Below are 21853 nucleotides of genomic sequence, written 5' to 3'. Positions count from 1 at the left end.
GTCCATCCATATATAAGGTCAACACACTTATTATAATACAATCTTACGCATTCCTTATGGAACTATCCTGCCCCGATAGTTGCATAAAGAAAGAACTGCCTTAAAGACAGCTCTGATCCTAAGCTAAAGCACCCGTTAGTTTAAGTACAAGACTTCACAATCTTGCTCTCGAAAAAAAGAAAAAGGTTTCCCTGGTAACCTCTATTTTTCAAACAACATTAGAATAAACTAAATCTTCTCCCGAACTTCTTTCTCTTGAAGTTCGTACATAGCTACCTTATAACTTATTACTTCCAAATGTTTCAGATTTTCATTAAGTTTATTCTGCACCTCTATTTTATGCTGCATCATCATTTCTTTTCTCTGGTAGAATGTTTCATCCCCTAATTCATAAAGCTCAACATATTCTTTTATTTTGGAAATAGGCATACCAGTCAATCGTAGAGAGCGAATGAATTTTATCCACTCAATATTTTGATCGTTATATATTCTTCGACCATTGGAGTCACGAGAAATATCTTTTAAGATCCCTTCTGTTTCATAAAATCTAAGTGTATTTGCAGACACATTTAAATTCTCCACTACATATTTCATTGAATATGACATCTATTCAGTCCCTCACTTCGGTTATAGTTACTATAACTAAAATTATATCAAAGAGGATAGAAATATTCAATAATCTCTATATAAAGAACATAATTCAAACTATAAATTGGAATTTGACTTATTGTAACAATAATAACCTACAATTAAATAGAATTCTAATTAGAAAAGGAGATTTGAAAATGACTCAAAATAATGTATGGTTTGTCACTGGAGCTTCTAAAGGATTGGGTCTAGCACTGGTAAAAAAACTGCTAGAACAAGATTACAAAGTAGCTGCTACCTCTAGAACCGTTGAAGATTTAAAAAAAGCAGTAGGACGACATGATAACTTTTTACCTTTGCAATTAAACTTGCTTGATGAAAGTGACATAAAAAAAGCCATTAATTCTGCGGTAGAACATTTCGGCAGAATTGATGTAGTGGTAAATAACGCCGGTTATGGTCAAGTAGGACCTTTTGAAGAAACATCAGATGAACAGGCTCGTAAGAATTTCGATGTCAACGTATTTGGTACGTTCAATGTCATACGTACTTCCTTACCTCAGTTAAGAAAACAGAAATCTGGGCATATTTTCAATATATCATCTGTAGGTGGATATTATGGCTATCCTGCAAGCAGTATTTATGCTTCTACTAAATTTGCTGTTGATGGAATGAGTGAATCCCTCACACATGAATTGAAACCATTAGGTATCAATGTGACCTCTGTCTTACCTGGAGGTTTCCGTACAAATTTTCTTTCCCCAGGCTCTTTGGAATGGGCGGATCAACACCCTATCGCCGATTATGATCAAATAAGAAAAGGACAGGAAGAAGGTCTAGGTAAAAACGATAAAAATCAAGGGGGAGACCCTGAAAAAGGGGCTGAGGTACTTATTCAGATAAGTAAAGAAGTCAATCCTCCATTGCATCTTTTCTTAGGAGTCGATGCATACAAAGTAGCAAAATCGAGAGTTTACAAACAGAGATGGAGAAATGGAACGACCTTGCTACATCAACCGGTTTTGATAACTAATAAGTCTTAGGAAATTGGACAAACTTACAACATTGGGAGAACATTTAAGAAAGAGGTTATAAAAATGAATAACAAATATAGGGAATTATTTGAATCTTTCACATTCAAAAGTGGAATCACTATTAAGAATAGAGTCGTTATGGCACCTATGACAACTTATTCAAGCAACGATGACGCTACCATTTCGGACGAAGAAGTAAAATATTATAGAAGCAGAGTAAATGGAGTTGGACTCGTCATTACTGGTTGTACACGCGTTACACCAAACGGGCAAGGATTTACTGATGAATTTGCCGGATACGATGATAAATTTATACCAAGCTTGCGGAAGTTAGCTGATGCTGCTAAAAGAGGAGGTGCCCCTACGATACTACAAATTTATCATGCAGGTAATAAAGCAATACCTGAACTTATTCCAAATGGTGATATAGTCAGTGCAAGCTCGTTGAATTCCGAGCCTACTCCATTTACTCAGGGTAAAGTAGAAGCCAGAGCACTATCACACGAAGAGATTTTGGATATAATTCATGCGTTTGGCGAAACAACCAGACGAGCTATTGAAGCTGGGTTTGATGGTGTGGAAATACATGGTGCGCATGGATTCCTAATTCAAAATTTCTTATCACCACTCTTTAATCAACGCACAGACCAATGGGGAGGAACGCTTGAAAACCGTTTGAGTTTTCCACTAGCAGTCGTTCAAGAAGTTAAGAAAGTAATTGCGAAATATGCTAAAAAACCTTTTATTTTAGGATATAGATTTTCTCCTGAAGAATCATCACGAGAGGGAGGATTACGAATGGAGGACACATATGTATTAATTGATCACCTAGTTGAGCAGGGTTTAGATTATATACACGCTTCATTAGACAACGTGTTCTCAATGCCAAAAAGCAGTCAAGATGAAAAAACACGACTTGAATTGATTCTTGAAAGAGCAAACGGCAGAATACCTGTGATCGCTGCTGGTTCAGTTAGAAAACCAGAGGATGCGGTAAAAGCGTTAGATTTAGGATTACCATTAATCGCAATAGGTCAGGCGTTAGTCATGAATCCGAATTGGGTTGAGATGGTTGAAAATGACCACGAGGATGAAATTAAGATTGAGTTAAAGGCTTCAAAGTTAAGTGAAATTAACGTTCCGAAAAAACTTTGGAATACTATTAAAGCAACACCGGGTTGGTTTGCGATAAATAAAGAGGAAGCATAAATTGATTATTCTTTATTCAATCCCACTCCATTAATTAAACGGCAGAATATTACTGCCGTTTTTTTCAATTGAAGCCTTTCAATTTTATTAATTAAAGAAGAATGCATTAGTTTAAAAACTATTGATTTTTTAGTAAAAGAAAAGACCGAGTTTTATCTCGGTCTCTTTGTCTTTCATTAACGCCCAATTAGTTACCAAGTGCCATCGGTGCTGACCGAAAGATTCCGCCAAGCATCGATCTGCTCCTTTTGTTGCTTATTAACGATCATGGCCCATTCCAAACCATCCGATCCCGCCACGAATGACACCGGCGGCTTCTCTACGTGCGCCAGATGCAGGATGACTTCGGCAAGCTTCCTCGGATCACCTGCCTGGGCATGGTTGCGGTTGTCGTGAAAATCACGGAACTCTGCCAGAGCCTTTGCGTAGTCGCTGATTGCATTGTTGGAATATTTAACTGAAGACGAGTCAAGGAAGTCTGTCCGGAAAAAGCCAGGAGAGACAGCCGTAACGTAGATACCGAAAGGAGCGAGTTCCTCGGCAATTGCCTGTGAAAAGCCCTCGACCGCAAACTTGCTGGAATTGTAGATTGATCCGCCGAATACTCCCTTCAGACCTGCGACTGACGAGATGTTGATTATACGTCCACTGCGCTGCTTACGCATTTCTGGGATGACCGCGTGTGTCACTGTCATCAGACCGAAGACGTTCGTGTCGTATTGAGCGCGAATCTCCTCCAACGTGGTCTCCTCAAAGACACCGAGATGTCCGTACCCGGCGTTGTTGACCAGTACGTCGATGCGCCCGAAGCGCTCGATAGCTGCCTGCACAGCAGCCTTGACCTGGTCCTCACGCGTTACGTCTAGGATTGTGGCGAAGAGATTGTCCGAGCTGCCTAACACCTTTGTCACTGCCTCCTGCTGGCGACCGGTAGCAACAACCTTATCGCCCGAAGCAAGTGCTGCTTTGGCGATTTCGGCGCCCATCCCACGGGTGACGCCTGTAATAAACCATACTTTACTCATATATGTTTTCCTCCTTCATCCTCTTGGAAACTTGGTCTCTGTTATCTGCTGAAAGATCAGAGATAGAGTCGCCTAGTAGGACTACTTCTCTTAATTGTAATTTTAGGAATACTATTAACTCTACCTGCCTGATATGCTCAGTAGGTGAGTTTTTTTTTATCAATTCCTCATATTCTTCCTTTTTCGCGCACAAGAACTTCACTTACATCCACATAGTCCGGCTGATCGATAGCATAAGCCATGGCATTTGCAATAACTTCTGGAGGAAGAGCTGTTTTACGAATTTCCTTTAACCCAGCAGCGCTGACTTCGTCGGTAATGTCGTTCCCAAGCTCTGTTTCTGTAACTCCCGGACTTATCACTGTAACCTTTATTTTTCCTGCTGCTTCTTTTCTAAGTCCTTCGGAAATCGCCATAACTGCAAACTTGGTTCCAGCGTAAACGGCAGCAGTTGGTTCTACTACATGGCCAGCAGTAGAAGATGTATTGATAATATGACCGTAGCCCTGTTCCTGCATAACAGGTAATACAGCAGCAATGCCATACAACACACCTTTAATATTCACATCAATCATCTTTTCCCATTCATCAACTTTTAATTGATCCAGCGTGGACAGAGGCATAACACCTGCATTATTTATCATTACATCCACTTTTCCATAGGTATTTACAGCGTGTTTCACGAGATATTCTACATCTCTGCGATTTGTCACATCTGTTACCTGATAGCTGACTATACCGCCTTTGGAAGTGATGGAAGATGCCAATTCTTCAAGGTTTTCTTTTCGTCTTGCGCCAACAACTACTTTAGCACCTCGTTCTGCCAGTAAAGTTGCGGTTGCTCTTCCAATACCGCTGCTTGCGCCGGTAATAACAATTACTTTATCTTTAATGTTGACCATAATAAACTCCCTCCTCTAACCGTTAGTTCTACTTTATTGTATTTTATTATTGTGACAACAAGTCAAGCTTCAATTCACTATAAGAAAAATGCTTATTAAATAAAGGATAATGTTGAATTTTCTCGTTTTATACAGTTAATTTGGTTACAGTAACTACAACTTGTACAGGTAAGGAATCCAATTAGAAGGCATGAATGTGAAGTATTGCACTTAAACTAACCTGCCCCGTTAGTTCATTAAGCAAAAAGGCCACCAAATGGCAGCCCCAGATCTCAACTACCGAACCTCGTAGTTGAAGAATTTTCTATTTGGAATTTATGTAATAAACCAGATTATCAGTCCATTCACCTATATTCTCTGCTAACTTATAAGAAGGTGTGTTATCAACGTTTATATGAGCCTCAATTCGGTGGAATTTCAAGTCTTTAAAGGCGATATTAAGGGCTTCTTTTACTGCCTTGCAGTTACATAAAAACAGCCTTCCATCTTTCTTCATCAATGTCCTTTATTTCATTATCATCCATCCAGTCAACAAGCTTCTCAACAATCAGCCTGTCATAAGCCGCTCTATCAAAATCGGAAGGATTCATTTGCGGCTCCAGTGTTTCCAGGAGATAATTAACCCTCCCTTTTGCATATTTAACATTCTCTGGATCATCCATATACAAAGACATAAGCCATTCAATACAATATCGCTGATATTCTGCATTCTCCATAAACAGCAATTCATCTTTTTCAGGCTTTCTCCTTGCTGCTCCGGCTTTCCTGGCTTTTGGCAGCTTGCCTTCAACCGATTTCAACCTAGTTTTGATACTCATAGTGAACACTCCTTTTTTATAGGCTCCAAAATCTCCAATATCTTTTTTTCAAAAACAAGGCTGGATCCTTGCTATTGCTCATTTCCCTGACTTTTAAGCATTTCCTCAATCTTGTCCATTCTTTCGGCTAAATCGCCCAAGTCCATTGATTTTAAGGCTGTATTTGATAAAGTCGCTATGGTTTTCGCTTTATCAATCGTCATTTCTCCATCCTGAAGCAAAATATTGATAACTTTCCCTATTATTCTCCTAATATCCTGCGGCTTATTGATCCTAATATTTTTAGTGAATTCGCTCCCATTCTCTGGCATAATATCACTCCTTTTTTAGGAATTGAAAAAATGCTGTTATATTAATGCTTTCGGCAATTATAAGATAACAAAACGTAATAAAAACTCCTGTTTTTTATACAAAAAGTGGCTTACCTGGTTTATTAATGTATTCCCGGTATGGTTTCACCCCTAATTTCCTTAACAGCTTGTTTTTGCTTTTTTTAAGCCTGCTATATATCTGGCTTAAAAATTTAGCTGTTAAGGAAAGGGGGAATCTTGGCAAAAGTAACACCTTTTAAGCCTGGTAACACTTTTAGTAACACCTTTTTCATATTGGTGTTACCTTTCAATCCCTTGCGGCTCTAAGCTTGGATTGAACAGGTAACACCCCTAGCCGACATAAGACACATATATATATTATATTTATTCGTATTTTTTATATAAAAGCCAACATATTCTTATATATATCTTATATCGAGAAAAGGTGTTACCAGTGTTACCTATATTAGAGAAACCTTATGTACCAAGGCTTCAACCAGGTAACACCCCTCAAAAAAGGTGTTACCACAGGCGTTACCAGTGTTACCTATGAAAAAAGCCCTGGTAATGGGCTTTTAATCTTCAGTGCTTTCAACACTACTTTTCTTGAAGAATAAGAAGCGGGAAGTCTTATTCTCAATTTTCTTCAAATGTGTTCGCTGTCTTTGACCCTTGCTATTAGTTTTTGCAAAAATGTGTCCTTCATGGTCTAAATGCTTGAAAAGCTGCTGAGAATTTAGCGGGAATGTCCTGCCTTGTGCCTTGAAAAATTCGCATACCTTGTTGTAAATGGTTGTTGGATTGAAATAAATGTAATCATCATCATGATATCCCACAATGTCACCATGCCCCATAGCTGGATTCTCCATTTTTACGTTATTAGTACGGATCTTGCTTGTTCCGTACATTTCCGCAATTGCTTCCAGGAACATAGTTGTCGGCTCACTGATAGTCATTTCTTGCTGTTGGCTTGAAGCATTTTCAAGGAACGCTTCCCATCCGGTAGAAAGAATTTTCACTTGTTCCGCTTTGTCAATCTCTCCCACTTCTCTCGCATAATCAGTGAACATTTTTAATCCGATCGTGAGCCATGCAACGGAGCTTATCACCCGCCCATGCTGATTATCTATTTGAGCTGCGGAAATGAATTTATAATACAAATCCTTGACGATTCCAGGAAGAAAACCCATTTGTGGAGCTAACCAATTAATATAACCGACAAAGTTATTTGACATTTCCTCACTCTTTGATTGAAGCTCTGTCAAAAGTTTTACATCAATGCAGCCTTTTTCAAACTCGACAAGGACAAAACGTGCTAAACGTGATAAGGAACCCCCTGGAATGTCCTCTCCTGTTGCAATTGCCAATCCTCTAGGCGGGTATGAACGTTTATCCGTCATATCCGGGTTTTGCCTGCTTCGCCCTTTCCTGTCACCGTAAAATGCCTGGAGCATGGATGCTACTTTGTCCATCCGGTCTTTGTCATGCTTTTGTTCTGCCGGGTAATAATCATCCACGACTATAATAGTGTCTTTTGCGGCAAATCCTTTCTTTTCAATCCCAGCTGGTGTGTCCTGGAAGGAAGAAGGAAGGCTGTTTGTATCGGGGAAGTATCCAAAGTGATTCATCATTAATGCAGCTGTTGATGATTTCAAGGAACCACTTTTCCCTACTAAGTACAAAACAAAATCTGGCTCGGAGCCTTTGCCTTCTTTGGCGGCATGACACAATGGGGCTAACCCAATCATAGCCAACAAAGGGAAGGTTATTTTAGGGTCGGCAAGTTTCAAAATATCAAAGGATGTTTTCAGAGTTTCTTTCACATTTTCGGTCTTATCCGGTAGAACATATTTGTTCAATTCTTCTCTCTCTAATTCAACTTGTGCTTTTCCCCCTATGGAGCCGCCTGCGTGTAAATAAATCCATTCGCCTTCAACCTGCCTCCATCCTAAATGGGTAAAAACTTGTTGTTCCAGTATATTTTCGGCAAATAGTTGAATTGCGTGACGGAGCCTGTCCTTCATACCGTATCCAGGTTCAACATTCGCCTTGATGCCCCAATTTTCATTAATCCAGGAAAGATTGCCAAAATCCTGTGCTTTTATTTTTGCCGGGGGAAGCGGCTGTTTTCCGTTCAATATGCCTTTCACTTCAAAAAGTCTTCTAATTTCTTGTCCATCATCAAGAAGAATTTCCCGAACCGGAATAGGCTTGAAGTTTGCTAGTTTTTTAGGGTCAAGCTCCTTCGTTTTTTTGTTTTCTTCCTCAAAATAAAGGTGTCCATCATCATTAATGAAATATTCTCCCACTCTATCGGGTATCTCCCGTTCCTTTGGTTCTTCCGGGGGCTGAACTGGTTCCAGCGGCTCTGAATCTGCTTTAAATAATTGTGGAAGGGCATCTTCCCTAAGTCTTATCGCTGCGGCTAAATCTGATTTTGTTGTTGCCATTACTTCACCCCCTCTGCTTCTAGCTTCTTTTTTAAAGCTGGATAAATCTTTTCCCCAATGAACTCATTAGCGGAAATATAGTTATTAACTCTAACTTGCGGGTTAGTTATATTTTTCGCTTCCCATATAAGCTCTAAATACATGTCAATTTTTGAAATTAAGTCATAAACACGTACTAATCTGTCCAAATCTCCAGGCTGTTTAGGTATTTTTTTTATAGTGGATTTTAACTGATTTTTATAGTTAAAAAGAAATTCCGCCATTTCTTTTTCTTTCTTTTTAAAAGCTTGTACTAGCTCCTTATCTTCTGCTATGGCTTTTATCGTCTGGAGCTTCGGAGCGGCATTCTGGAGCAATTCAAAATCTTCTGCTAGGATATAAGCCGCTCTTGCCTGGGAAACGTTTTTGACAAGGGAAACAAGTGTGATAATATCGCCCTTTGCATGACAACCAAAACAATGAAAAACATTCTTTGAGGGAGTTATTGCCAAACTCGGTGTTCTTTCCTGGTGAAAAATACAAGAAATTAACTTTGTTTTTCTCCCTTTTACATTTTCAAGACTAATCCCAGCGTAATATTTAAGCACCGCTTCAATGCCAATAGAATCCTTTACAAGCTGGATTGTTTCTATTGGTGTTAGTTTTTTATCATTTTTATAAATTTTCATCCACATTCGCTTGTTCCTCAATTGTCCAAATATCTATATATCGTTCAACCTCTTTGCGTGGAAAAAGCCATTTGCTCCCTATCCGAATTCGCGGAAAGTTTGGATCACTTAAAAATACCTTTTCAATAGTAGGCCAGCTTATGCTTAAGTATTTACATAGTGCTTTGAACTCATAAGAAGGGCTTCAGGCTCAATGTTGTCCAAACGTGATTTAACTTCGGCCAAAAATAGTGCTTTAACTTCCTCATCATTTAGTTTTATTTCGAGCATGTTTCCACCTCACTTGATTTAACCTCTTTGATTGCCTTTATTGCTTCCAAAACCATTTCTCTTTGTTTTGGGTTCATGGAACTTTTCATCCAATTCCGGACAGTGTTAACGTGTACGCCTAACCGAGAAGCAATTTCCCAATATGGAATTACACCTTTTTCTTTAAGAATCGGAGTATTTTCAGGAAAAACTTTAGGATTCACTTTTACTTTCACCCTTTCTTTAACAATGTTGTTGTTTATTGTTGTTTCATGGTATATACTAAATTTATCAACACTTGTTACGTAAATCAAATAAAAAACAGCGTTATTTCGTAACAATACGTAACAAATTCACTTTTAAATAAGGAGGACGATAAAATGGAAATGTTTTATTATTGGCTTAACCGTAAGGAAATATCTTGTTTCCCTACCGCTTCTGTTATAGAAGTAAACGAAAACAATCTTGAAGAATTAAAAATTGAAGGTGCTAAGGTTTGGTTAGACTGTTTAGGTAAAAATACAGGAAAATTTGTTTCTGTGGTCTCTTGGAAAACAATGGGGGGAACGTTTAATCCTGAAGGTTTAGCTTGGGATTTTTCAAAATTAAAAAACGAAAAAGACATAAATGAGTTTGCTAATAGATATGGTCTGCTTGGGATTAGCACGCCCGGTCAAGCGGAAATAAATAAAATTAAGATTGGGAAAGATCTTTATTCCGACGCTTCTTATTTTATCGATTTACCTATTGGCCATTCCATTTGCGAACCTATAGAATTATGGTTTTTTCATATTAAACAAATGCAAAAGCTACTAAAGCTTTATCAAGCTTTGATCAAGATTCATAAGGGAGAAATGCAAGAGAGTGAAATTGAGGATAATTTATTAGCCGTTAAAGAACCCATAAGGGGCAACTGCCAAATTTTGTGGTGGGATGGATCATGGACCGGGTTCACAGCTGCTGAGGATGAAATGGAAAAAGAAGAAGGTTTTTTAAAACTAGCTCAAGGCATATTAGCACTTAAAGTTAATTCAATTGGGAATCAAGACATTAAAAGGGCTCCTGAAACCATCGTAACGGGTAAACCTCCTTTAGGTTTTACCATTAAAGAGTGGGATTACACTCCACATCTGATAAGGGCCATTTATCGTGATCTATGGCAACAAATAGCTAATAATGAACCTGTTCATATATGTGAAAATCAAAATTGTAAATTGCCTTTTAAAAAGGTAAAGCGACAAAAATATTGTTCTAATGCTTGTAAACAAGAAGCTTATCGAATTAGAAAAGCATCTCAGACGAATTCATAATTAATTTACCAAGAATCTTCCAAATTGCCAATAAAGGAGGGCATTGAGATGGCAAAATTCAGGCAACGAGGGAAAACATGGAGCTATCATATTTATTTAGGTCAAGACCCACTTACAAAAAAACGCAAGGAAATATCAAAAGGGAGCTTTAAAACACAACGAGAAGCAAAAGCAGCAGCACGCCTTGTTGAATTAGAAATTGAAAATGGCACATTTATCAAAGAATCCGATATGCCTTTTGAGCAATTCGCCCAGGATTGGTTAAAAACTTATAGCCGCAGTGGTGTGAAGATAAGCAGTGTGAGAGCTCGCGAAAAGGAAATGAAGCATTTTACCTCAGTTTGGGGACCTTATCCAATCAGTCGCATTACAAAGAAAATGTACGAAGAAAGGATCCTGGATTTAAACGAGAAATACAGCCAAAATTATATAGATGGTATACATGCTTGTGGGAGAATGATTTTTCGAAAAGCATTAACTCAAGGGCTGATAAAAATTAATCCTACAGTCGATTTCAAAATGCCTAAGAAGCAGCAAAGTGTTGAGGAGTTGGAGAAAGCAGAAGAGGAAATTGTCTTTCTTGAAAAAGAAGAGCTTGCTGATTTTCTTAAATTAACCTATACAGATGGACTAGCAATGGATTCTCTTATCTTCACGGTACTTTCCTATACCGGATTACGAATAGGTGAATTATTGGCCTTAAAATGGGGTGACTTTAACGAAACACAAGGAACTATTCGAGTTACTAAAACTCTTTATAACCCTAACAATCATTTTCAGCTTTTAACGCCAAAGACAAAGGGCTCTGTCCGTACAATTAAGATTGATGAAATGCTGCTCAACATGTTAAAAAAGCATCGGATTAAACAGAATGAGATTAAATTAAAAAACCGCCTCGTTTACAACGATAACGGATTTATTTTTGCTCGAGAGGATGGACATCCACAATTAAGAAAAGTAGTGGACACCAGGCTTAAACGACTGCTAAAAAAGGCAGGAATTAAAAAAAACATAACTCCTCACTCATTCCGGCATACCCACACATCTTTATTAATAGAGGCTGGTGTAGGAATTAAGGAGATACAGCAAAGATTAGGACATACTGACATAAATACTACAATGAATATCTATGCTCATATGACCTCCAATATGGAAGAAAAGGCCTCCCAACAGTTTAGCAAACTGATGAAAGACCTTCTCCTATAGTTAGCTATTCTTGCATAGTTTGCCTTGTTTTTTAGAAAACGAGGACAAATCCGAGGACAAGAAAAGCATATTATCATTTCAGACGTTGATATAACAAGGTTTTAAAACCCTTATTACATCATGCCGCCCATTCCGCCCATGCCGCCCATGTCAGGCATGCCCATGCCGCCAGCGCCAGCAGGTTCTGGTTTGTCAGCAACAACAGCTTCTGTTGTTAAGAACATAGCTGCTACAGAACCAGCGTTTTGTAGAGCTGAACGAGTTACTTTAGTAGGATCGACGATACCGGATTCGATCATGTTCACCCATTGTCCAGTAGCTGCGTTGAAGCCAGTGCCTACTGCTTCGCCTTTAAGGCGCTCTACGATTACAGAGCCTTCAAGTCCAGCATTGTGAGCGATTTGACGAACAGGCTCTTCGATGGCACGAAGAACGATTTTCACGCCTGTTGCTACGTCGCCTTCCGCTTGAATTTCAGCGATTTTATTGTATACGTTAAGAAGTGCTGTACCACCACCGGCTACGATACCTTCTTCAACAGCGGCACGAGTGGAGTTCAATGCATCTTCAATACGAAGTTTACGTTCTTTTAATTCTGTTTCAGTAGCTGCACCGACTTTAATTACCGCTACGCCACCAGCTAATTTAGCAAGGCGTTCTTGTAATTTTTCACGGTCGAATTCAGAAGTTGTTTCTTCTAATTGAACACGGATTTGGTTTACACGAGCTTGAATTTGAGCTGTATCTCCAGCTCCTTCAACGATCGTTGTATTTTCTTTTGTAACAACCACTTTAGACGCACGGCCTAATGAATCGATTGTTGCAGATTTAAGGTCAAGACCGATTTCTTCAGTGATTACTTCGCCGCCTGTAAGAGCTGCGATGTCTTCAAGCATTGCTTTACGACGGTCACCGAATCCAGGAGCTTTAACCGCAACAGCGTTGAATGTTCCACGAAGTTTGTTCACAACAAGAGTTGCAAGCGCTTCGCCTTCTACATCTTCAGCAATCAATAATAGCGGTTTACCTTGTTGTACAACTTGCTCAAGTACAGGAAGGATTTCTTGGATATTCGTGATTTTTTTATCTGTGATCAAGATATATGGATTTTCTAGTACAGCTTCCATTTTATCTGAATCAGTAACCATGTATGGAGATGCATATCCGCGATCGAACTGCATACCTTCTACTACGTCCAATTCAGTTGTGAAACCTTTAGACTCTTCGATTGTGATGACGCCGTCGTTACCAACGCGCTCCATTGCTTCCGCAATCAGTTGGCCGACTTCTTCATCAGCTGAAGAGATGGCAGCAACTTGTGCGATAGATTCTTTGTTTTCAACAGGTTGGGAAATGGCTTTCAATTCTGCGATTGCAGTATTGACCGCTTTCTCGATTCCTTTACGGATACCCATTGGGTTAGCACCAGCTGTTACGTTTTTAAGACCTTCGCGGATCATCGCTTGTGCAAGAACCGTTGCAGTCGTTGTACCGTCACCAGCTACGTCGTTTGTTTTGCTTGCTACTTCAGCAACCAATTTCGCACCCATGTTTTCGAATGCATCTTCCAATTCGATTTCTTTAGCGATCGTCACACCGTCATTAGTGATAAGCGGTGAACCGAATTTTTTCTCAAGAACCACGTTACGACCTTTTGGTCCAAGCGTTACTTTAACTGCATCTGCAAGTGCGTCCACACCACGAAGCATGGAGCGGCGAGCTTCTTCACTAAATTTAATTTCTTTAGCCATTTATAAGTACCTCCCTAAAATTTTAAGAAAATTTTCGTTCAGTTAAGTATGATGTATAATTAGCCGATAACAGCTAGAATGTCGCTTTCACGTAAAATTAAGTATTCAGTGTTTTCGTATTTAACTTCAGTACCTGCATATTTTGAGAAGATAATTAGATCGCCTTGGGCAACCTCTAAAGCAACACGTTCGCCATTTTCTAGGACACGGCCAGTACCAACTGCTACTACCTTACCTTCTTGTGGCTTTTCTTTAGCAGTATCAGGAAGAACAATACCGCTTGCAGTTTTTTCTTCAGTTTGAACTAGTTCAATAATAACGCGATCACCTAATGGTTTTAACAAGTGAAACAACCTCCTCATATTCTCTTGATAATTTGTTACATGATTATTAGCACTCTTCATCATCGAGTGCTAACACATTTATAATATTAAATAAACCGAGCCTTTTTTGCAAGTATCTTATTGAAAATTTTTTATTAATTTCTGATAAATTACGGGTAAACTACTTTAGCATAATGATTTCCTTAACAAAGTTATTTAAATGTTTCGTTAGGGGTACCTTTAAGTGGTGTTCTGCCTCAATTTTTGATACCATTTTGGAGTATGCGTTTATAGCTTGTCCCCATATCAGGAACGTTCCGAGCGGAATGGGTGACTATAAAAGGAGTTTTCATTTTTGAAAAAGGAATATTGGTTCGTCATCATCACTTATATTGCCATGCAATTATCCAGTATTGTTGGGGTACCCATTTTCATGCTGATCGGGTCTTATACCGGAATGCCGGCTGATGAACTCCAAGTGAAATCTGCAGCATACTGGATAGTTTTCAGTTTTCTCGCTGCTTTATTCTTGATTCTTTTTTTAATGAGAAAAGATATGAGGGAAAAGTTGGACACGAGAAATCAAACTTCCGTTTCCATGTCCATATTATGGGCAATTGCAGGAGTGTTCATGGCTCTTTTTGCGCAAAGCATTGCCGGCAGCATTGAACAAATGCTTGGGGTGGAGTCTGAATCTGAAAATACGCAGCAACTCATTTCACTCATTTACAAAGTCCCCATGGTCATTTTCGTCACTTCAGTAATTGGACCTATATTGGAAGAATTAATTTTCCGGAAAATCATTTTCGGATCACTTCATAAACGCTTTAACTTCTTTATTTCAGCTTTAATCAGCTCAGTTATTTTCGGCTTGGCGCATGGTGAATTTGAACATCTTCTTTTATATACGGCAATGGGCTTCACTTTTGCTTACCTTTATGCAAAAACAGGCCGTATTCTCGTATCAATGAGCGCTCATATTGCGATGAATACGCTTGTTATCATCCTTCAAGTGGTATATCGGGAGGATATAGAGAAGATGATGGATACTGCACAGGCCTTCATCGGAGGTTTATTATGAAACGTCAATCACCCTTATTCATGGGCATCATCTATGCAGGCTTAGGAGCTCTTTTTACCGCTATCGCGATTCAAACCGTCAATTCTTCTGGATGGGGACTCTTCGCCTACATACTTGTCCTCATTGCGACTCTTGACTTTGGATCGGGCTTACGCATGATCATGCTGCACTTTAAGATTAAAGCCGCACAAAAAAATAAGAAAAAATAAAAAAACGCTGCAAAGATGCAGCGTTTTTTTCATTCCTCCAAAGCGGCTTCTTCCACTACCGGATAATGTTTCAGGAAGTAGATGAGCGACTGAAGCTCCACGGCCAGATCAATATGGTGAACCCTTATGGATGGAGGCACGGTCAGCCTTGCAGGTGTAAAATTCAATATTCCTTTTATATCAGCTTTGACTAGACGATCGGTTATCGTCTGGGCTACCTGTGCAGGCACGGTCAATATAGCTGCAGTGATATTATTTTCCTGCAATAACGTATCGATTTGATCCATATGATAGATGGGCACATCAGCTATCCGCTTGCCGACTTTTTCTTCAGAAACTTCGAAAGCCATTTCAATTTTTGTATTATTATTTTTCATGAAATTGTAATTTAAAAAAGCGGTTCCTAAATTTCCTACCCCTATTAAAGCGACTTTGGTCAATTCATCTTGATCTAGTGTTTTTCTAAAGAAGGATAATAAATAATTGACATTGTAGCCGTAGCCTTTTTTCCCAAGCGCGCCAAAGTAGGAAAAATCACGGCGTATGGTGGCAGAATCCACTTTTACAGCTTCGCTTAGCTCTGCCGAGGAAACTCTTTGTTTGCCTGAGGAATGTAAGTTCTTTAAAAATCGATAATACAATGGTAACCTTTTGGCTGTTGCCTGCGGTATCTTTGGGTCATGGTTCATTGTTCTTCCCCGCCTTCACACATGCTTTTCAACTTAATTCTCTATCTGTTTGTTTTACTTGTCTTTTATAATCGTTACTGGAAACTCCGCCTGTTTTCTCCACTAAGAATGTAGGCCCGATCACCATTCCCTTGTCAATGGCCTTACACATGTCATAAACAGTCAAGGCAGTCACGGATGCAGCTGTTAACGCTTCCATTTCCACACCTGTACTCCCTTTTGTCTTAGCTTCCGTTTTAATCCTAAGTCTGTATCCTTGTTCCTCTTTTTCCCACTCAAAGGCTATATTGACCCCTTGCAGAGCAATGGGATGGCACATCGGAATGATATTGGATGTATTTTTGCTGGCCATTATTCCTGCAACCTGTGCAACAGCCAGTACATCACCTTTTTTCATTTTCTGGTTCGTGACCAATTCATATATTTCATCATTCAATAAAATGCTCGATTGAGCTACTGCCGTCCGGGTTGTTTCAGGCTTAGCACTCACATCGACCATTTTGGCCCTGCCCTGTTCATTAAAATGCGTTAAGTCTCCCATTTAAGTAACCCCTCCTAAATCATACACTATTATTCCACTTTATGTAACAGCTTTTGTTTTACCATGGAACCAAGCTGTTGCCGATAATAACTAAAATACGTTACACTATCTATAATCAATTGAGGTGAAATCTATGATTTTATTACAAATCAATCAACTATCGAAATATTATGGAGCTGAACTTATTTTATCAAATATGAAGCTCGAAGTTCAAAATAAAGATCGAATTGCACTTGTCGGCCGTAATGGCGCCGGAAAATCGACTCTGCTAAAAATCATAGCCGGGAAGATTTCCCATGATGGCGGTGAAATTATCAAACCAAAAGGCGTCACAATCGGCTATATGGCCCAGGATACGGGATTGGAATCCGAACTGACCATTTGGGATGAGATGCTGACGGTATTCACGGACCTTATAGAGCAGGAAAAGGAACTGCGTCGCCTTGAAGCTGATATGGCCAGACCTGACATCTTTGAAAACGAAACGGTTTACCAAAAAGTGCTGAATGAATACGACACTTTGATGGTGGCATTCAAAGAGAAGGGCGGTTATCAATATGAAGCGGATATCCGTTCCGTATTGCATGGGCTTCAGTTTGCTGACTTTGACTATTCTACCCCAATTTCCACATTAAGCGGCGGGCAAAAAACAAGGCTTGCATTAGGAAAGCTGCTTTTAAGGAAACCGGATATATTGATTCTGGATGAGCCGACGAACCATTTGGATATTGAAACCCTATCTTGGCTTGAACAATATTTACAAGGGTACCAGGGAGCTGTGCTCATTGTTTCCCATGACCGCTATTTTTTAGATAAAGTAGTGAACCTGGTATATGAGATTTCCCGGAATAACATGAAAAAATACTATGGTAATTATAGTTCTTACCTAGAGGGAAAAGCGGAAGATTATGAGCGGGACATGAAACTGTTCGAGAAGCAGCAAGGGGAAATCGAAAAGCTTCGCGACTTTGTCCAACGTAATATCACAAGGGCTTCGACCACGAAAAGAGCACAAAGCAGACGCAAGCAGCTCGAAAAGATGGATGTTTTGGACAAGCCGCAAGGGGATGAAAAATCCGCGAATTTTTCTTTCCAGATTGAAAGGCAAAGCGGAAATGAAGTACTCCACCTCCAGGACTTGGCTATCGGATACGAAGGGGAAACGGTATCAAGGAATATAAATTCCCGGATGACAAAGGGAGAGAGCATAGCTCTTGTTGGCCCAAATGGAGTTGGAAAATCAACTTTATTGAAAACGATCATTTCTAAGCTGCCTGCACTTTCTGGGGAATTCCGTTTTGGAACGAACGTAGAAGTCAGCTACTACGATCAAGAACAGGCTAACCTTGTTTCCAATAAACGCGTACTCAATGAATTATGGGACGACTATCCCCTTAAACCGGAAAAGGACATCCGCACCGTACTCGGTAATTTCCTATTTAGCGGGGACGATGTTTTGAAAACCGTTTCCACACTAAGCGGGGGCGAAAAGGCTCGGCTTGCTCTTGCCAAAATGATGATGCAAAAAGGTAATTTTTTAATTCTTGATGAACCAACGAACCATTTGGACCTCGATAGTAAATTGGTGCTTGAAAACGCTTTGATCGATTATCCGGGAACTATTCTTTTCGTCTCACATGACCGTTATTTCATAAATCGGATAGCAACGAAAGTGATAGAGCTCTCCAAAGACGGCAACGAAGAATTCCTCGGTGATTATGATTACTATTTAGAGAAGAAACAGGAGCAAGCGGAAATCAAAGCACTTGAACAGCAGGATCAGGCTAAAACTTTAGATGCAGCTGTAGAAAAAACAAATTACAAAATTGATAAAGAAGCAAAAAAAGTAGAACGCCAGCGAAAACGGCGCATTGAGGAAATCGAGGCAGCCATGGAGCGTCTTGAAACCGAAATAAGCGAATATAATGACCTCCTTTGCGATCCAAATGTTTTTCAGGACCACGAAAAAGTGATGGAAGTCCAAACAAAGCTTGATAATGCACAGGAAAAATTGGACCAGCTGCTCGAAGAATGGGCTGAACTGGAAGTATGACAAATGACCGGGTCAATCGACTCGGTCTTTTTCACTTCAAATTAAAAAGTTATCCACAAACTTGTTAACAATTCACTTACCGTTTATTAGCCAATAATTTGGGTTATACACATTATCCACAGAAACATATCCACTTATCCACAAAAACGCCACTTTATACACATGCAGTAGGATGATCAAAAAAACTTTATCCACAGAATATTCTATTATTTTATTAACACGATAAAAAGACAGGATGCCGAAGTGTGGAATCCTGTCTTCTCGTCAATTAAAATGCTTCTATATCCAATCCAGGATTTCCGTTCAAATCCAAACCAGATCGTTTTCCTTTTTCAAACATGACACTGCCAGCAGCACCGATCATGGCGGCATTGTCTGTACAAAGATAGAGGGGCGGAATGGATATATCCATAGGTAAATCCTTAAAAGCTTCCGTTAATGCTTCCCTAAGGCCTTTATTTGCCGCAACTCCTCCAGCAAGCAATACCTGCTTCACATTATATTCCTTTGCAGCTTTTACAGCTTTCATTACAAGCACTTCTATCACACTTGCTTGGAAACTTGCCGCTAAATCTTTAGGTTCGATTTTTTCCCCGCGCTGTTCTGCATTGTGCAAAGTGTTGATCACCGCCGATTTCAACCCGCTGAAGGAAAAATCATAGCTGCCATCCAACCATGCCCTAGGCAGTTTTAAAGTTGGTGAGCCTTCTTGCGCAAGCCTATCGATATGAGGACCGCCAGGATAAGGGAGCCCCAATGTTCGAGCCACTTTATCATACGCCTCTCCTGCTGCATCATCCCGCGTCTCCCCTATCACCTTGAAAGAACCTGGCTCTTCTAAAAGCACCAATTCTGTATGACCTCCCGAAACGACTAAAGAAAGCGCAGGATATTCGATCTCCTGAATAAGCCGATTTGCATAGATATGACCAGCGATATGATGCGTACCGACAATTGGTATTCCATGTGCGAAAGCTACAGCCTTCGCCGCATTCACGCCTATTAATAGTGCCCCAACAAGGCCGGGGCCTTCTGTAACGGCAATGGCATCCAAGTCTTCATATGTCACACCGGCTTGCAGCAGTGCTTCTTCAAGAACAATCGTAATTTGTTCTACATGATGACGGGAAGCTATTTCAGGGACGACACCGCCAAAACGTTTATGGCTTTCAATTTGTGAAGCCACGACATTACTCAGTATCTCCGTACCATTTTTTATGACAGCTGCCGCAGTTTCATCGCAGCTCGTTTCAATACCTAATATAAATTGATCTTGTTTCATGAAAAATTCACCCACATAACATAAGCATCTTCTTGATTGTCTGTATAATAATTTTTTCGGATTCCGCCCTTTTGGAAACCTAGTTTTTCATAGAGCGAAATGGCTACTGCATTACTGACACGGACCTCTAGCGTCATCCTCACCACACCCATCGAAATGGAGATTTCAATCATCTTCCTGAGCAAAGCTTCTCCTAGCTTTTGCCCTCGGTATTCTGGCAATATCGCTATATTGGTAATGTGCGATTCATCAATGACGATCCAGGCACCGCAATAACCGGCGATTTTACCTTCATCCTCTATCACCATGTATACAGCATATTGATTATGATTCAATTCATTAAAAAAAGCTTCCCGGCTCCAAGGCAAAGTAAAGGACTGCTTTTCCACGTTTAGCACTTGGTCGATATCTTCCGTATTCATCTTTCGGAACGTCAATGTTTTACTCATAATAATCGGTCGCTTTCCTTGTTTATTTCCCCTGCTGTTCAAGCCACTTTGCTTCTGCTTCAGCCATGCGGATATAATTCGGTACAAACTGGTGAACATCCACTTCAGTCTTATCAAGACCAATGAAGGCCAGTTCGCTTGGCCTTGAATTATATGACTGTACCGGAGCAAATACCGCCAATTCCCCTAATGCATCCGTAATTGCATCCCGATGGATGTCCACATCTTGACCAACAAATAAAACAGGACGATTTAATTCCTTCAATTGACTCGCCCACTCAGAGGATAGAATATTACAATCTTCTATGACTGTCTTTAAAGAGTCCTTTTCCATTTCATATAATCCAGTATAAATCTGCCCTCTTCTTGCATCGAACAAGGGAGAGATCACCCCGTTAAAATATCGTCCATTAGCTGCTAAAACCTCTAAGCTGGAAACACCTGATAAGGGAATCTGAAGCGTCCAGGCAAAGCTTTTCGCTATCGTCACTCCAATCCTGACCCCTGTATATGAGCCTGGACCTTGAGCGACCACAATCTTAGTCAATTCCTTCGGTTTAGTATCACAATCCCTCAGCAGTGTCTCAATTGCCGGCATTACCCGCACCGAATGATTTTTCTTTAGGTTCGTCGTATACTCACCAATTACTTGATTCTCGTTTACCAGTGCAATCCCTAATGTAAAATTCGATGTATCTATAGCTAAAACCTTCATCAAATAATCTCCTTACATAACTTTACATATCGTTCGCCTTTGGCTTCCAAAACAATACGCCGGCTGGTATCGCCCAGACGATAGATATAAATGGTCAAGATTTCCTCTGGAAGGTGATCCTTTATTAAATGGGCCCATTCAACGACAGTCACACCATCACCATCAAAATATTCATCAAAGCCTAGATCTTCTTCCGATTCACTTACCCGATATACATCCATATGATACAAAGGCAAGCGACCCATGTATTCCTTTATTATCGTAAAGGTAGGGCTATTCACCATTCTGGTAACACCTAGTCCTTTAGCCAGCCCTTTTGTGAATGCCGTCTTCCCTGCACCCAAGTCACCTTCTAATGCCAGAACATCTCCACTGGAGAGCTTTTGTGCCAATCTATGCGCAAATTGCGCAGTTTCTTCCTCACTCTGAGAAATCCATTCAACATGTTGCATATATCAATCACCTTTATCATTATTAGGAAACGTCCTATAGTTCATGTCTATAACCATAAACGCAATATTATGGAACAAAAACCATTCTATATGTAGTTTACCTTGTTTCAAAAGAAGAAACAAATAAGTTAGGGACATAATTATTCGAATTTCAGATAAAACAAAAAAACGAAACCTAAGTTTCGTTTTTTTCATGATTGCGGGGACAGGATTTGAACCTGCGACCTTCGGGTTATGAGCCCGACGAGCTACCGGACTGCTCCACCCCGCGACGGTATGAATGTTACTTTTATAAATATAGTATTCCCATTTATTTAAAAAGAATACAATGATTATAGCTTGGCGGCGTCCTACTCTCACAGGGGGAAACCCCCAACTACCATTGGCGCTGAAGAGCTTAACTGCCGTGTTCGGAATGGGAACGGGTGTGACCTCTTCGCTATCGCCACCAAACATTTAATCTTTTAGCACATTTATTATCATACCATGTATGAAATCAAAATGCAAGAAGAAATTTTCATTCCTTCAAAACTAGATA

Annotated in this window: 24 protein-coding genes, 1 tRNA gene and 1 rRNA gene; 7 read left to right on the top strand and 19 right to left on the bottom strand. The window is 39.8% G+C overall.

The features are described 5' to 3' along the window. Window positions 1-228 precede the first annotated feature (228 nt). On the bottom strand, window positions 229-594 hold the full coding sequence (locus ACSR9O_RS26900) for a MerR family transcriptional regulator (protein WP_491725390.1): 366 nt from the start codon (window positions 592-594) through the stop codon (window positions 229-231). Between the two features lie 191 nt (window positions 595-785). Between ACSR9O_RS26900 and ACSR9O_RS26895 the strand changes: the two genes are divergently transcribed. Together ACSR9O_RS26895 and ACSR9O_RS26890 are read left to right on the top strand one after the other, a co-directional pair. Next, a complete protein-coding gene (locus ACSR9O_RS26895; protein WP_491725389.1) occupies window positions 786-1631 on the top strand; it encodes an SDR family oxidoreductase in 846 nt (281 codons plus the stop codon). 54 nt (window positions 1632-1685) lie between these two features. Further along, window positions 1686-2831 carry an NADH-dependent flavin oxidoreductase gene (locus ACSR9O_RS26890; RefSeq protein ID WP_491725388.1) on the top strand — a complete coding sequence of 382 codons (1146 nt, stop codon included), beginning with the start codon at window positions 1686-1688 and terminating at the stop codon, window positions 2829-2831. 191 nt (window positions 2832-3022) lie between these two features. Here ACSR9O_RS26890 and ACSR9O_RS26885 read toward each other — a convergent pair whose 3' ends face one another. From ACSR9O_RS26885 to ACSR9O_RS26850, 8 genes are all read right to left on the bottom strand, one after another. Next, window positions 3023-3856, bottom strand: coding sequence for an oxidoreductase (locus ACSR9O_RS26885; protein WP_491725387.1), 834 nt, complete (start codon window positions 3854-3856; stop codon window positions 3023-3025). A gap of 167 nt (window positions 3857-4023) precedes the next feature. After that, entirely contained in the window at window positions 4024-4758 is a 735-nt protein-coding gene (locus ACSR9O_RS26880; RefSeq protein WP_491725386.1) for an SDR family oxidoreductase, read from the bottom strand. A 304-nt stretch (window positions 4759-5062) separates the two neighbouring features. Continuing rightward, on the bottom strand, window positions 5063-5254 hold the full coding sequence (locus ACSR9O_RS26875) for a GNAT family N-acetyltransferase (RefSeq protein WP_491725385.1): 192 nt from the start codon (window positions 5252-5254) through the stop codon (window positions 5063-5065). Beyond that, the gene (locus tag ACSR9O_RS26870) at window positions 5223-5576 is read right to left on the bottom strand and encodes a hypothetical protein (RefSeq protein WP_491725384.1); all 354 of its coding nucleotides are present in this window, start codon (window positions 5574-5576) and stop codon (window positions 5223-5225) included. Before ACSR9O_RS26870 ends, ACSR9O_RS26875 begins: the two co-directional genes overlap by 32 nt. 71 nt (window positions 5577-5647) lie before the next feature. Beyond that, window positions 5648-5887, bottom strand: coding sequence for a hypothetical protein (locus ACSR9O_RS26865; RefSeq protein WP_363929721.1), 240 nt, complete (start codon window positions 5885-5887; stop codon window positions 5648-5650). A 575-nt stretch (window positions 5888-6462) separates the two neighbouring features. Beyond that, a complete protein-coding gene (locus tag ACSR9O_RS26860; RefSeq protein ID WP_491725383.1) occupies window positions 6463-8337 on the bottom strand; it encodes a hypothetical protein in 1875 nt (624 codons plus the stop codon). Beyond that, window positions 8337-9011 (bottom strand): CHC2 zinc finger domain-containing protein, encoded by a 675-nt coding sequence (locus tag ACSR9O_RS26855; RefSeq protein WP_491725382.1) that lies wholly within the window; start codon window positions 9009-9011, stop codon window positions 8337-8339. The genes ACSR9O_RS26860 and ACSR9O_RS26855 overlap by 1 nt, the downstream gene beginning before the upstream one ends. 251 nt (window positions 9012-9262) lie before the next feature. Beyond that, a complete protein-coding gene (locus ACSR9O_RS26850; protein ID WP_367234661.1) occupies window positions 9263-9478 on the bottom strand; it encodes a hypothetical protein in 216 nt (71 codons plus the stop codon). Between the two features lie 156 nt (window positions 9479-9634). Between ACSR9O_RS26850 and ACSR9O_RS26845 the strand changes: the two genes are divergently transcribed. Together ACSR9O_RS26845 and ACSR9O_RS26840 are read left to right on the top strand one after the other, a co-directional pair. Beyond that, entirely contained in the window at window positions 9635-10564 is a 930-nt protein-coding gene (locus ACSR9O_RS26845; protein ID WP_491725381.1) for a hypothetical protein, read from the top strand. A gap of 48 nt (window positions 10565-10612) precedes the next feature. Further along, window positions 10613-11770 carry a site-specific integrase gene (locus tag ACSR9O_RS26840; protein WP_491725380.1) on the top strand — a complete coding sequence of 386 codons (1158 nt, stop codon included), beginning with the start codon at window positions 10613-10615 and terminating at the stop codon, window positions 11768-11770. A gap of 113 nt (window positions 11771-11883) precedes the next feature. Here the strand turns inward: ACSR9O_RS26840 and groL are convergent, their stop codons facing one another. Both groL and groES read right to left on the bottom strand, forming a co-directional pair. Beyond that, window positions 11884-13521: a chaperonin GroEL gene (gene groL, locus ACSR9O_RS26835; RefSeq protein WP_101225605.1), complete on the bottom strand. Its 1638-nt coding sequence runs from the start codon at window positions 13519-13521 to the stop codon at window positions 11884-11886. A 59-nt stretch (window positions 13522-13580) separates the two neighbouring features. Then, window positions 13581-13865 (bottom strand): co-chaperone GroES, encoded by a 285-nt coding sequence (gene groES, locus ACSR9O_RS26830; RefSeq protein ID WP_101225604.1) that lies wholly within the window; start codon window positions 13863-13865, stop codon window positions 13581-13583. A gap of 334 nt (window positions 13866-14199) precedes the next feature. Here groES and ACSR9O_RS26825 point away from each other — a divergent pair, with 334 nt between their 5' ends. Next, entirely contained in the window at window positions 14200-14925 is a 726-nt protein-coding gene (locus tag ACSR9O_RS26825; RefSeq protein ID WP_491725379.1) for a CPBP family intramembrane glutamic endopeptidase, read from the top strand. Beyond that, window positions 14922-15134 carry a YdiK family protein gene (locus ACSR9O_RS26820; RefSeq protein WP_034306342.1) on the top strand — a complete coding sequence of 71 codons (213 nt, stop codon included), beginning with the start codon at window positions 14922-14924 and terminating at the stop codon, window positions 15132-15134. Before ACSR9O_RS26825 ends, ACSR9O_RS26820 begins: the two co-directional genes overlap by 4 nt. 29 nt (window positions 15135-15163) lie before the next feature. On the opposite strand, the gene ACSR9O_RS26815 is transcribed toward ACSR9O_RS26820, so the two are convergent. Next, a complete protein-coding gene (locus ACSR9O_RS26815; RefSeq protein ID WP_034306345.1) occupies window positions 15164-15823 on the bottom strand; it encodes a redox-sensing transcriptional repressor Rex in 660 nt (219 codons plus the stop codon). Between the two features lie 28 nt (window positions 15824-15851). After that, window positions 15852-16364 (bottom strand): cyclic pyranopterin monophosphate synthase MoaC, encoded by a 513-nt coding sequence (gene moaC, locus ACSR9O_RS26810; protein WP_260359230.1) that lies wholly within the window; start codon window positions 16362-16364, stop codon window positions 15852-15854. A 133-nt stretch (window positions 16365-16497) separates the two neighbouring features. On the opposite strand from moaC, the gene ACSR9O_RS26805 reads away from it, so the two are divergent. Beyond that, a complete protein-coding gene (locus ACSR9O_RS26805; protein ID WP_260359229.1) occupies window positions 16498-18417 on the top strand; it encodes an ABC-F family ATP-binding cassette domain-containing protein in 1920 nt (639 codons plus the stop codon). A gap of 268 nt (window positions 18418-18685) precedes the next feature. On the opposite strand, the gene tsaD is transcribed toward ACSR9O_RS26805, so the two are convergent. From tsaD to rrf, 6 genes are all read right to left on the bottom strand, one after another. Beyond that, entirely contained in the window at window positions 18686-19699 is a 1014-nt protein-coding gene (gene tsaD / locus ACSR9O_RS26800; protein ID WP_260359228.1) for a tRNA (adenosine(37)-N6)-threonylcarbamoyltransferase complex transferase subunit TsaD, read from the bottom strand. Continuing rightward, window positions 19696-20148, bottom strand: a complete 453-nt coding sequence (gene rimI / locus ACSR9O_RS26795; RefSeq protein ID WP_101225599.1) for a ribosomal protein S18-alanine N-acetyltransferase — start codon at window positions 20146-20148, stop codon at window positions 19696-19698. Before rimI ends, tsaD begins: the two co-directional genes overlap by 4 nt. A 22-nt stretch (window positions 20149-20170) precedes the next feature. Next, window positions 20171-20863 carry a tRNA (adenosine(37)-N6)-threonylcarbamoyltransferase complex dimerization subunit type 1 TsaB gene (gene tsaB, locus ACSR9O_RS26790; protein WP_491725378.1) on the bottom strand — a complete coding sequence of 231 codons (693 nt, stop codon included), beginning with the start codon at window positions 20861-20863 and terminating at the stop codon, window positions 20171-20173. Then, on the bottom strand, window positions 20863-21315 hold the full coding sequence (gene tsaE / locus ACSR9O_RS26785) for a tRNA (adenosine(37)-N6)-threonylcarbamoyltransferase complex ATPase subunit type 1 TsaE (protein ID WP_101225597.1): 453 nt from the start codon (window positions 21313-21315) through the stop codon (window positions 20863-20865). Before tsaE ends, tsaB begins: the two co-directional genes overlap by 1 nt. A gap of 197 nt (window positions 21316-21512) precedes the next feature. Continuing rightward, window positions 21513-21586: transfer RNA gene (locus tag ACSR9O_RS26780), tRNA-Met, on the bottom strand. Between the two features lie 66 nt (window positions 21587-21652). Continuing rightward, a 5S ribosomal RNA gene (gene rrf / locus ACSR9O_RS26775) occupies window positions 21653-21768 on the bottom strand. Window positions 21769-21853 lie beyond the last annotated feature (85 nt).

The organism is Peribacillus sp. B65, assembly GCF_058513295.1.
Note: the sequence above shows the minus strand (reverse complement) of the source record. Positions and strands in the feature narration are given on the sequence as shown.